Consider the following 12,145-nt stretch of genomic DNA (forward strand, 5'->3'; position numbering starts at 1 on the left):
CTTCACTCAGCTACATTCATTAATAAAAACATTCTTCACTCAGCTACATTCATTAATAAAAACATTCTTTACTCAGCTACATTCATTAATAGTTCGTAGGGTGCGCTCCGCGCACCACTGTTTGCGGTGCATAGAATGCCTCCTACCAATAATACCAAACGCATTAATAAAGTGATCAGATTTACTATTCAAATTCATCCTGACGGCTTTGTGGGCGTCAATTTTTCCTTTGAGGCAAGTGATCATAAACTGAATGCTTTTGGTATAAATTACAGAATAATCAATAAAGAGGGTTAATTTTCTCCATAAAAAAAGGCTGAGCAATTAATTGCTCAGCCTTTTTATTGTTCACGCAAGAAGCGTTAACTGTTAACTTTTGAAATTAAAATTAACCATTTATACGTTTATGCAGCTCTTGCACTGAGTTGACCGTCGCCTCGGGTGCGGTCGGATCTGCTAGATGCGCCTGACAGGTTGCAAATGCTCCCTTCAAAGTAGTAGTGTAATTTACTTTGTAGCGCAGCGCTGCACGACGCAGCTGACGTGAATCTTCAATAGCAATACGACCTTCAGTGGTATTCACCATGTAAGTGTAATCGCCATTCTTAGTGCGATCCAGAATATGCGGACGACCTTCATGTACTTTATTAACACGTCGAGCGTTAATACCGGCCTCCTGCAATACAGCTAAAGTGCCATGCGTTGCATCAATCTCATATCCGAGTTCTACTAAATTTTCAGCCAGTTTTGCAACGCGTTTTTTATCGCTGTTACGCACAGAAAGTAATGCACGACCTATGGTTGGTACATCTTTAATCGAACCAAGTTCCGCTTTTGCATAAGCTTCTGCAAAGGTATCACCCGCCCCCATCACTTCACCGGTACTGCGCATTTCTGGCCCTAAGATAGGATCTGAACCGGGGAATTTATTAAAGGGTAATACCACTTCTTTAACGGAGTAGTAAGGTGGAATAACTTCTTTGGTTACGCCGAGCTCTTTAAGTGTTTTACCGGCCATTACGCTTGCACCAATTTTAGCAATCGGCACACCCGTTGCTTTTGACACAAAAGGCACAGTACGTGCAGCACGCGGGTTAACCTCAATCATGTAGACTTCGTTATCTTTCACCGCAAGCTGAGTATTCATCAGACCAACAACACCCAGTTCTAATGCTAACGCGCGAATGTAACCACGTATTTCATCCTGTATTTCAGCACTCAGCGTGTAAGCTGGTAATGAACATGCCGAGTCGCCGGAGTGAACGCCCGCTTGTTCAATATGTTCCATAATCGCACCGATAACCACATCCGTACCATCACAGATAGCATCAATATCGACTTCGATTGCATCATCTAGGAAACGATCCAGCAGTACCGGTGATTCATTAGAGACACTGACCGCATCTTTAAAGTAACGACGTAAATCAATTTCATCATAAACGATTTCCATTGCACGGCCACCTAATACATAGGATGGACGAACCACCAGCGGGTAACCGATATGCTTGGCTGATTCAACCGCTTGATCAAGTGTGGTAACAGTATCATTTTCAGGCTGCTTAAGGCCTAAACGCTCAACCACTTGCTGAAAACGCTCACGGTCTTCGGCGCGATCAATCGCTTCCGGTGAAGTACCTATAATAGGTACTCCAGCGGCTTCCAATGCACGTGCCAGTTTTAGCGGCGTTTGACCACCGTACTGCACAATCACCCCTTTGGGTTTTTCAACTCGAACAATTTCAAGTACATCTTCCAATGTAATCGGTTCGAAGTAGAGACGATCTGAAGTATCGTAATCCGTGGAAACTGTTTCCGGATTACAGTTAACCATAATGGTTTCATAACCGTCGTCACGCATTGCCATGGCAGCGTGTACACAACAGTAATCAAATTCGATACCCTGACCTATCCGGTTAGGACCACCACCAATGATCATGATTTTTTCATTGCTCGTGGGGTTAGCTTCACATTCTTCATCATAGGTTGAGTACATGTAAGCCGTGTCTGATGAAAACTCAGCAGCACAAGTATCTACCCGTTTGTAGACCGGATGCAACTCAAAACGTTCGCGCAGTTTACGAACTTCAGTTTCAGTAACACCGACCACAGTTGCGATACGGCTGTCGGCAAAACCTTTACGTTTTAGACGTTTAAGCACCGCTTTATCTAAACCGCGTAAACCGCCCTCAGCGATTTTACCTTCTTCAAGGATCAAGTCTTCGATCTGTACCAGGAACCATTTATCAATCATAGTGATAGCGTAAATTTCATCTACAGTCATTCCTAAACGGAATGCATCACCGATATACCAGATACGCTCAGCACCGGCTTCACGCAGTTCGTATAATACTTTTTCTTTTGCGCTTTCATCATTTAAATCAACCATAGGGCTGAAACCGTCAGCACCTACTTCCAGACCGCGAAGTGCTTTTTGTAAAGACTCCTGCTGGTTACGGCCGATTGCCATTACTTCACCCACAGATTTCATCTGTGTAGTAAGACGGTCATTCGAGTTGGCAAATTTTTCAAAGTTAAAACGCGGAATCTTAGTAACAACGTAATCGATGGTCGGCTCAAAAGATGCCGGTGTTTTACCGCCGGTGATATCATTCTGCAGCTCATCCAGAGTGTAACCAATCGCCAGTTTTGCAGCGATCCGCGCAATCGGGAAACCGGTCGCTTTTGATGCAAGTGCAGAAGAACGTGAAACCCGAGGATTCATTTCAATAAGCACCATACGACCGTCTTCCGGGTTAATACCAAACTGAACGTTTGAACCACCCGTTTCAACACCAATTTCACGCAGTACAGCGAGCGATGCATTACGCATTAACTGATATTCTTTATCGGTTAATGTCTGCGCAGGTGCAACCGTAATGGAATCCCCTGTATGAATGCCCATCGGGTCGAAGTTTTCAATCGCACAAACAATAATACAGTTATCATTTTTGTCACGAACCACTTCCATCTCATACTCTTTCCAACCTATTAATGATTCATCGATTAATAGCTCAGTGGTAGGTGAAAGGTCCAGACCGTTGGTACAGATTTCATCAAATTCTTCTTTGTTATAAGCGATACCGCCGCCTGTTCCGCCCATAGTGAAAGAAGGACGGATAATACAGGGGAAATCGACCATGTCTAATACGGCATAAGCTTCATCCATATTATGTGCGATTCCGGCACGAGGACATTCAAGGCCTATTTTTTTCATGGCAGTATCGAAACGGCTACGATCTTCCGCTTTATCAATCGCGTCAGCCGTTGCGCCGATCATTTCAACGTTATATTTAGCTAATATGCCTTTGGCTTCTAACTCAAGCGCACAGTTTAATGCTGTTTGTCCGCCCATAGTTGGCAGCACTGCACAGGGACGTTCTTTGGCGATGATTTTTTCAACAACCTGCCAATGAATCGGTTCGATATAAGTTGCATCGGCCATATCGGGATCGGTCATTATCGTTGCCGGGTTAGAATTAACCAGGACAACACGGTAACCTTCTTCTTTTAAGGCTTTACATGCTTGTGCGCCCGAGTAATCAAACTCACAAGCTTGGCCAATAATAATCGGTCCGGCGCCAATGATTAGGATAGTTTTTAAGTCATTACGTTTTGGCATCTGAAATTTACCTTTCTATTCGGTGTTCTATTATCTGATTAACTAGGCTTTTTTGTACGCTTCAATCAATTCAATAAAGTGATTAAATAATGGCGCAGCATCATGCGGACCCGGACTTGCTTCTGGGTGACCTTGGAAACTAAAGGCAGGTTTATCAGTACGGGCCATTCCCTGCAGTGAACCATCAAACAATGAAACATGCGTGGCACGCAAGTTATCTGGTAATGATGACTTATCAGCGGCAAAACCATGATTTTGGCTGGTGATCATAACCACATTACGGTCTAAATCTTTTACCGGATGATTGGCACCATGATGACCGAATTTCATTTTTGATGTTTTAGCGCCACTTGCCAACGCAAGCAGTTGATGACCCAGGCAGATACCAAAAACGGGAATCTCTGTTTTTAGAATTTCTTGGATGGCGGTAATCGCATAGGTACAAGGTTCCGGATCGCCCGGGCCATTTGACAGGAATATGCCATCAGGGTTCATTGCTAAAACATCACTGGCGGAAGTTTGTGCCGGCACAACCGTGACACGGCAGCTCCGGTCAACCAACATACGTAAAATATTACTTTTAACACCATAATCAAAAGCGACAACATGATATTTAGAATCCGTCGCATCGGCAGGTAATCCGCCGGTCAGTGTCCAGCTACCCTGAGCCCAATTATAGGCTTCAGTAGTACTCACTTCCTTAGCCAAATCCATTCCTTTAAGACCGGGAAAGGCTTTAGCTTGAGATAAAGCAAGGGCTTGATCGAGGTTTTCACCCGCAACAATACAACCGGATTGCGCACCCTTTTCCCGTAAAATACGGGTTAGTTTACGTGTGTCAATTTCAGCAATAGCGACAATATTATGCTTTTTTAAATAATCACTTAACCCGAGTTGATTACGGAAATTGCTTGCAAGCAGCGGCAAATCGCGAATAACCAAACCACAGGCATGGATAGAGGTTGACTCTTCGTCTTCGTTATTTGTTCCGGTATTTCCGATATGAGGGTAGGTTAATGTAACAATTTGGCGTGCGTAGGATGGATCTGTTAAAATTTCTTGGTAACCCGTCATTGACGTGTTGAAAACAACCTCACCGATAGAACTACCATCAGCACCGATTGAGATACCTTCAAATACAGTTCCATCTTCCAATACCAATATGGCAGAATGACTCAAAATAACCTCCGTAGGGAAATAAAAATAAATTTATTGATTACTGGAGGAAAATAATGCTTTTTTTCCACCAAATAATCATAAACTTTGGCAAATTGGCGACATGTTATAGATCTTCAGCACAATTAACCAATAAAATTTTCTTTTCACGGAAAAAAAATGACGGATAAGTAAATAGCCCATTTATAGAAGAGGCTATTTTGGTAATTTCACACTTTTCAGGCGAAGGGATTAGATTAACCCAGGACTTTAATCAGGGCTAGGGTGGCAGGTAAGGTTGGGATAAGCATCACAACCAGAAAGCCTAAAAAATAACGAATTGAATACGGGTCTTTAAAATTTTCGTCTGACATTATCACTTCCTATGGGGTTAAATATGTTAATATTATTGATCTAAATCAATTTAAGTATACCCCGAACGGTTGCAGATTAGCAGCAACTCATTCCGTATTTTTTTAAAAAAGGATCTTTTATGCACGCCTTACAGTCAACAATAGCTTCCCCCGTTTGGTCATACTTCGCCACTATTTGCTCTATCCCGCACCCTTCTAAACACGATCGAAAATTGGCAGATTGGATAATTCAGTGGGCAAAAGAAAAAAACATAAGCTGTGTACAAGATGAAATTGGTAATCTTATTTTAAAAAAATCCGCAAGTCATGGTTATGAAAATAACACAGCGGTTATTCTTCAGGCGCACCTTGATATGGTGCCGCAAAAAAACAACGATATTGACCACAATTTTTTAACCGATGCCATTAAGCCTGTCATTGAGGGTGAATGGTTACGCGCTGAAAATACAACCTTGGGCGCAGATAACGGCATCGGCATGGCAGCTTGCTTAGCGGTATTAGCTGATAACACACTGCAACATGGCCCCCTTGAAGTACTTTTAACAACCGACGAAGAAACGGGCATGACCGGCGCATTTGGCCTGAAAGCAAATGCACTTCAGGGAAAAATCCTCCTTAACACGGATTCTGAACAAGAAGGTGAACTTTTTGTGGGTTGTGCGGGAGGCGTTAATGTGACTGTTACCCTGCCCTATGAAATAATGGAAAGTGAACCGGACAACAGTGCATTTGAAATTGTTCTGGGCGGTCTTAAGGGAGGACATTCCGGTTGTGATATTAATTTGGGCCGTGCAAATGCAATAAAAACACTGGTATCTGTGCTGAACAATTTGGAGGGCGTGCCATTCCATATTGCGTATTTTGAAGGCGGCAGTTTACGTAATGCGATTCCACGAGAAGCGAGTTGCGTCATTAGTTGTGATCCTCAGTATCAAAATAGCATAGAAATTATCATCAATACCCTGCAAAAAAAGCTGCGCAATCAATTTAAAGAGTCTGAGCCCAACTTAGCGCTTTCGGTGAAATCCTATGATTTACCCAATTTTATTTTAACCCATAAAAGCCAGGCTAATTTATTAACCAGCCTGACCCAGTGTAATAATGGTGTATTCAGTATGGATAATAATTTTTCTGATGTAGTACAAACCTCATCAAATTTAGGCGTTGTTTCACAAAATAGAAACAACCGCGGCGTTTTTGATATTCAGGTCTTAGTACGTTCTCAGGTTGAGCAGGAAAAACAAGCCGAAGCACAAAAAATTGCACAACAATTTGAGCAACATGATGCAACAGCTTCTTTGACGGGTAACTACCCCGGCTGGACACCAAACCCGCACTCAGAAATTTATAAAATAATTGAAAAACAATATATTGATCTCTTTGATAAACAGCCCAAAGCAATGGTGATTCATGCCGGATTGGAATGTGGTTTATTTAGTGCTGAATATCCGCAATGGGATATGATTTCATTCGGCCCGACCATTAAATTTCCGCATAGCCCCGATGAAAAAGTGCAGATCAACAGTGTTGATAAATTTTGGCAATTATTGGTGGCCACATTAAAAGCCATTGATTAGGATCTGTTGACTCTTTAATTAATCGCAGAGCTGTTCATTTATACCGGCTGGTGATAACACTCTGTTTTGGCGTTGGTTATTGATTTCCCTGCGCCTGAACAGAGATCTTAATGGCAGGAGTGGGTATAAAGGGTGTGTTTAAAAAATGGCGGCAACCCTGTGAGTATGTTTTTAAGCCTGTCATAACAAAAAGATATTGGGCTTATCGGGTCTGATTTTTTTTTGAAATTAAGACAACCACAGTGCGGGCATTCACTTTATAATGCGTCCCTTTATGTACTATTTCAGCCCCCATTTCAGCGATATCTAAAGGAGAGGATAATGATGTATCAATGGCACAGTACCACTTCTCCACTTTAATATCCGGCAACTCAAATTCAAGTCCCTCCCAGTACATATTAAACATAACATGTATATCTTGCCCGTCGGCCCGTTCTCCGAGTGTCATGGCTAATGCCAGTCCGTTTGGGTCATACCAGCCTGATTTTCGCAGTTCACATCCATGCCATAATATATCGGATAATCCACTCTTGTTTATTTCACTATTATCATATTTATTGCGCAATAAACGCGGGTGAGCTTTACGAAAAGCGATCAGCCGTTGCCAAAACTGCAATTAATACCTTTTGAGTCGAGATCAATTAATACTTTTTGCGGATCAAAAATCAACCCGTTTTCAGGTTGAAAAGGGCCACCGACACGGTAAGCATAATGTGTTTTTTCCGGTAAACCTTTTACAAAAACATGCCAAAAATAAAAGCTGCGATGAATCAGGGGATCGAATCGGATAATCTCGTAGGGTTCAAGCGCATTATACTGTGCAAACAGCAGCAGTTCGACGAAGGTTGATCGTTCATCACAATAGAGGAAAAAATTAACCCCGTCATTCGCAACCGTTGCACCGATCGGGTGGGTTTTACCCGGTAATAATTTATACATTCGGGAACTCTTTATGTAACCAAAGTGTTATGAGCAGACTGTAGTCAAAAAGGGATATTAATCCATGCCGCTATTACGCAAAGGATTCGACCTAAAGCACCCGGACTTTTTTGCATAAACTTATAATCTAAGTATTGTTGACACTTCAATAAAAATGCCAACACTTGGCGGTGACAGCCTAATAAACTAAAGAATACCAAACGCATTAATAAAGTGATCCGATTTATTATTTAAAATTGATCATAAATTTAATGGCGGTCTTATTTGAACGTCAACTAGCACGCACTATGACAATAAACGCATAGCTCGTAGGATGCATTATCCTATTTACTATTCAAAATCATCCCGGCGGCTTTTTTAGCGTAAATTTTTCCTTTGAAGTAACTTATCATAAATTTAATGCGTTGGTATAACCCCAGCTCGGGATAAGCAAAACGGTATTGTATAAAATAAAATTGTGAAATTTTGATATTCAAGAATACTGCGCTTTCATTATCCCGAGGTGAGGTTAAATAATAAATATAGTCAGCAAGGTTATTGGCACATTTTATGACATTGTTATTTTTATGGTTACTGCTGAAATCCCTTCATATATTGCTGCATCAGGGCAAGATGTTCAGCCATTAAAGTGTTAACTTGTTCTTTCTGCGCTTCCGTTAACACTTGAAACGCATGATGATCTGCTTTTAACATCTGCAATTGATTATCAACCATCAAGGTCTGCTGTTTGCTTATCATTTCACGGGCTTTAGCGTCGTCAAAGGTTGGGCTATTTAACAGTGCTTGTGATTCTGCTATACGGGCCTGCATATTTGTCATCATGTTTGGCCCACTGTGCATTGCAGCCATCGCCGTTGTCATAATAGATTGGATTTGTCGCTGCTGTTCAGCGGTCAGGTTTAATGATGAGAAGATCATGCCGCCATGCATCATGCCGCCATTCATCATGCCGCCATACATCATGCCACCATTCATCATGCCACCGTTCATCATGCCGCCATGCATCATGCTGCCATTCATCATGCCACCGTTCATCATGCTGCCATTCATCATGCCGCCATGCATCATGCCACCGTTCATCATGCTGCCATGCATCCAGCCGCCGGTATTATTCTGCCTCTGTCCGTGTGCCTGACTCACTGAAATATTAGCGAAAGTAAGGCCCAGCGCCAATGCCATAATACTAAGTTTTTTATTGTTCATCTTCTGCTCCTGATATTTTATGGTCAAATAATTTTCAAATGCCAAACCGGTGTTTTTCTTATATAAGATAAAACACAAAAAAGAGATCACTCGCTCGATTGTTACATTCCAAAGTATAGGATCTGTTGACCTTTCGTGTGCATTTTTTCAGCAATTTGTGCGTACTTTATACAAGGCAGAGCTTGTGTTATGTCGTTATTCTACATAAGCAGGCGATAACACATACGCTCATGCGCACAAATGCTGCCCTTCGGTTCATCTAAAAGCGTCCTGTGCTGCGTTATTTGTCGTTTACATAGAATAACTATGCTGCTCTCCTCATGCCTTGCTCAGAACACTTTTAGATTGAACAAAATTTGCACTCCAAAGGTCAATAGACCCTAATCGGCATTGCACATTGCGCTCAAACAAAGCGATAAAAATTGAAAAGAAAGGAGTGTGGAGACCGAGCAAGAATGCAGCCGTTATTTAGGCTAGATTTTCCTGAATAACTAAGGTGTTTAAACAGCTGAGAATTAAAAGATAGCGACATTATCCGTTGATAATTAATTGCAGTGCCCTGATAAGGTAATGGCTGCCGCCTTTTAATGCGAAAATTAACTTTTCGACATTAAAATTTAATTATAACCACCTGTATTTATTTAACTTTTATTTGTGGCATAACTTATGCTGTTTTTTACTAGGGGCTGTTGATATTTGTTTGAGATTTGTTTGAAATTTGTACGACAGCTGGCAATACCATATGATTGACCTCACCAAAAATAAACTTTATGAAATTGCCATGCCCCGAAAAATGCTTACTGATGAGTTATGGTCAAAACTAAAAGCTATTTTTCTTGAAGACAGAGAGTATAAAAAATCTGAACATAGACAGCCAATGAATAGATACCTAACGACTTTATTCGCTAAGCATAGGGGTATTGCTTTTATTGGCTCCACAAAAATTGCGATATGCCATATTATTAGAGCAAAACGTAACAAATTTTTTAAGGGGAATTGCTGAGCATGGGAAAGGTACAATGTGATGATTCTTTGGCTTCAAATGACACCTCATAGTGAATCACTTTGGTGTGGACGCTTTAACGTTGGATGTATTTAGCTGTAATACTAGATTTATATTCAAGAAACATCATTGAATCGAGTATTACAGACTGCTATGAACGAATCGGACAACTTTATTATCGTCGAGGACGCTTAGCTAGCCTGTCTATCCTTGAATAGCGCGGAACACCCAAGTCGTTTGCCGCCATTGTGTTTATAAGGGATGTGTTAAACAGCCAACCCAAATGAAAGATTGGCAGTGATAACTGAACTTAATATGTAGAGAAAATTGAGGGTTATTTACCTGCTTCAACAAAGCCCAAATTCATCGAACGACGTGATCTGCCCGGTGGTTCTTGGTAATACTTTTTATAGGCACGGGAAAAGCTAGATGCATCTGAAAAACCTAATTCTGAAGCTAAGACTGCTAAAGGCTTTTTGCTGTAAAGAAGCATGAAATTCGCCCGTTGCATTCGACGACTCATCACATATTGCTGTGGTGTCAAACCGAACTGGTGCTGACAAATACAGTAAAAGTGACTTTCACTTAAATATAATGCATTGGCTAATTCTAAATTGCTAGGTGGCGTAGCCAGACGCCTATCAATAATATCGTTCATCCGAGCAGCATCCAATCGCTTATTGGCTACTGGATTCAGCTCGGGTATATTAGGTGAGTGTATCTGACATAACTGAGTTATAAATAGGGAGACTATCTGACAGTTTAGCTGTGGATTGTTTTGATCTTTGCTTAGTAACAGCTGACTTGCAGCAAAGTCCAGTAGCGGAATTATCTTCGGTGTCAAGGAGATAAATTCCGGTTGTTTAAATAGAGTTTCACTTAAAGTGATTTGGCATGTCTGCTCTAGTGCCTGAATGTAGGGATCATCCTGTACTACATCGACCACCAGTAGTTCACTATTCTCGCTTAAACCGTTAAACAAATGATCTGTCGAATTCGGAACTATAGCAACTATGCCATTATTGAGTCGCCTTGATCCGCGGCGAAATTCACACTCGACCTCACCTTGCCAGCCAATCAGTATTTGGGCAAAATTATGGGTGTGCTCACCGTTGTTTCGGGCAATTAAGTTGCGACGGGCCAGACTATTTTTCATGACAGTCCCCATAAACAGGAAAAATTATGGGCATTTTAAGAGTTTAAGAATTTGATTCAAAAACGCCATAGTTTGAGCCATAAATAAAAAAATCATTGTTACTTATTATTTCCAGCATAGTAACAAGGAGTGAAATGTCATGCAACTTAATCGAATTAAAGTTCAGAATGCGATTCCCCCTACGGAAAGATAATAATAAAATCAGCTGTAAATTGAACTTTTAGCAACGTGAGGAGCAGATCAGTACATAATTTAATTTTAGATACTTGGCATGAGCACTACTTCCTTAAAACACTTTGATTCTATTACTGAACCAAGGATTGAATGCTCCATAATAAGGGTTAACACTCCTGTTCCAATCGCCAGATGAACTTACACAACTTCACACTATGCAGGGCAAGAGAATCAGGCGCGAGCAGACAGAAAATGGCTAACAACAGATAAAGAATCACTAATAGCAGATAATCTAGCACTTGAATCTAAACTGAAAATCATCAGCGCAGAAAATGTCACAATCAAAGATAAACTTGAGTTGGCATTGGCTCCGCTCAATTTAAATCGTGCGAAACGCTTTGCAGCAAACTGAAAAAGCCGCCAAGGGAAGCTGTAATGTGAAGCCAAACAACATACCACCGCTTCAATAAAAAAACGCCTCAAGCACTGCCCGATAAATTAACAACAGAAGTCACTACTTACATTATTGATAAACCCATGTGTGATGATTGTGGCCATGAACTGCATGCCTGCCGATTTGAAGAGAACGAACGGGTTAAGATAATATCCGCACACATTAGTGTCATTAAACACCATTGCATAAAATAGGCTTGTCGGCATTGTGAAAACACCACGATCATCAGCAAAATGATCAGTGCATCGAAATCCAAGCAATCGATACCATCTAGCATTTCCCCCCCCCCCCCCCTTGCACTCCCCCTCTCACTACAACACGAACACCATAAAAAAAGGGGGGTTGAAAGCAAAAGTGATTAAAGAAGAAGATTGTTGGGAAATTATGTTGGTTTTTGTTTGTGTATGAACACAAATATTACAACAAAAATTAATTTTTATTTTGGTAAAGAAATAAGACACAGAAATACACCAAACAAGGGAAAATAATGG

General features: G+C 41.2%; 8 protein-coding genes and 1 pseudogene. 3 read left to right on the forward strand and 6 right to left on the reverse strand.

Annotated elements, in window-relative coordinates; genetic code table 11:
• Nucleotides 1-135 precede the first annotated feature (135 nt).
• Complete coding sequence (locus tag CXF72_RS19345; RefSeq protein ID WP_157823242.1) at nucleotides 136-297, forward strand: hypothetical protein; 162 nt, start codon at nucleotides 136-138, stop codon at nucleotides 295-297.
• Nucleotides 298-388: 91 nt separating this feature from the next.
• Here CXF72_RS19345 and carB read toward each other — a convergent pair whose 3' ends face one another.
• Complete coding sequence (carB, locus tag CXF72_RS11125) at nucleotides 389-3,619, reverse strand: carbamoyl-phosphate synthase large subunit (protein WP_101039096.1); 3,231 nt, start codon at nucleotides 3,617-3,619, stop codon at nucleotides 389-391.
• Between the two features lie 42 nt (nucleotides 3,620-3,661).
• Nucleotides 3,662-4,798, reverse strand: coding sequence for a glutamine-hydrolyzing carbamoyl-phosphate synthase small subunit (gene carA, locus CXF72_RS11130; protein WP_101039097.1), 1,137 nt, complete (start codon nucleotides 4,796-4,798; stop codon nucleotides 3,662-3,664).
• Nucleotides 4,799-5,267: 469 nt separating this feature from the next.
• On the opposite strand from carA, the gene CXF72_RS11135 reads away from it, so the two are divergent.
• Entirely contained in the window at nucleotides 5,268-6,725 is a 1,458-nt protein-coding gene (locus CXF72_RS11135) for an aminoacyl-histidine dipeptidase (RefSeq protein WP_101039098.1), read from the forward strand.
• A gap of 202 nt (nucleotides 6,726-6,927) precedes the next feature.
• Here the strand turns inward: CXF72_RS11135 and CXF72_RS11140 are convergent, their stop codons facing one another.
• The 3 genes from CXF72_RS11140 to CXF72_RS11150 form a co-directional block, all read right to left on the reverse strand.
• A complete protein-coding gene (locus CXF72_RS11140; RefSeq protein WP_101039099.1) occupies nucleotides 6,928-7,341 on the reverse strand; it encodes a hypothetical protein in 414 nt (137 codons plus the stop codon).
• Nucleotides 7,320-7,664 carry a hypothetical protein gene (locus tag CXF72_RS11145; protein ID WP_101039100.1) on the reverse strand — a complete coding sequence of 115 codons (345 nt, stop codon included), beginning with the start codon at nucleotides 7,662-7,664 and terminating at the stop codon, nucleotides 7,320-7,322. Before CXF72_RS11145 ends, CXF72_RS11140 begins: the two co-directional genes overlap by 22 nt.
• Nucleotides 7,665-8,234: 570 nt before the next feature.
• Nucleotides 8,235-8,867, reverse strand: coding sequence for a Spy/CpxP family protein refolding chaperone (locus tag CXF72_RS11150; RefSeq protein WP_101039101.1), 633 nt, complete (start codon nucleotides 8,865-8,867; stop codon nucleotides 8,235-8,237).
• A gap of 874 nt (nucleotides 8,868-9,741) precedes the next feature.
• On the opposite strand from CXF72_RS11150, the pseudogene CXF72_RS20260 reads away from it, so the two are divergent.
• A pseudogene (locus CXF72_RS20260) lies at nucleotides 9,742-9,973 on the forward strand (transposase); the annotation flags it as partial.
• Between the two features lie 231 nt (nucleotides 9,974-10,204).
• Here the strand turns inward: CXF72_RS20260 and CXF72_RS11160 are convergent.
• Nucleotides 10,205-11,026: an AraC family transcriptional regulator gene (locus tag CXF72_RS11160; protein ID WP_101039102.1), complete on the reverse strand. Its 822-nt coding sequence runs from the start codon at nucleotides 11,024-11,026 to the stop codon at nucleotides 10,205-10,207.
• Nucleotides 11,027-12,145: the final 1,119 nt, after the last annotated feature.

The organism is Psychromonas sp. MB-3u-54, from assembly GCF_002836415.1.
In the GTDB taxonomy this organism is placed as follows: Bacteria; Pseudomonadota; Gammaproteobacteria; order Enterobacterales; family Psychromonadaceae; genus Psychromonas.

What these genes read in the sequence shown, in the direction of transcription:
- CXF72_RS11150 (WP_101039101.1), bottom strand. Translation starts at nt 8,867, where the DNA reads ATGAACAATAAAAAACTTAGTATTATGGCATTGGCGCTGGGCCTTACT.
- CXF72_RS11160 (WP_101039102.1), bottom strand. Translation starts at nt 11,026, where the DNA reads ATGAAAAATAGTCTGGCCCGTCGCAACTTAATTGCCCGAAACAACGGT.
- CXF72_RS19345 (WP_157823242.1), top strand. Translation starts at nt 136, where the DNA reads ATGCCTCCTACCAATAATACCAAACGCATTAATAAAGTGATCAGATTT.
- carB (WP_101039096.1), bottom strand. Translation starts at nt 3,619, where the DNA reads ATGCCAAAACGTAATGACTTAAAAACTATCCTAATCATTGGCGCCGGA.
- CXF72_RS11145 (WP_101039100.1), bottom strand. Translation starts at nt 7,664, where the DNA reads ATGTATAAATTATTACCGGGTAAAACCCACCCGATCGGTGCAACGGTT.
- CXF72_RS11135 (WP_101039098.1), top strand. Translation starts at nt 5,268, where the DNA reads ATGCACGCCTTACAGTCAACAATAGCTTCCCCCGTTTGGTCATACTTC.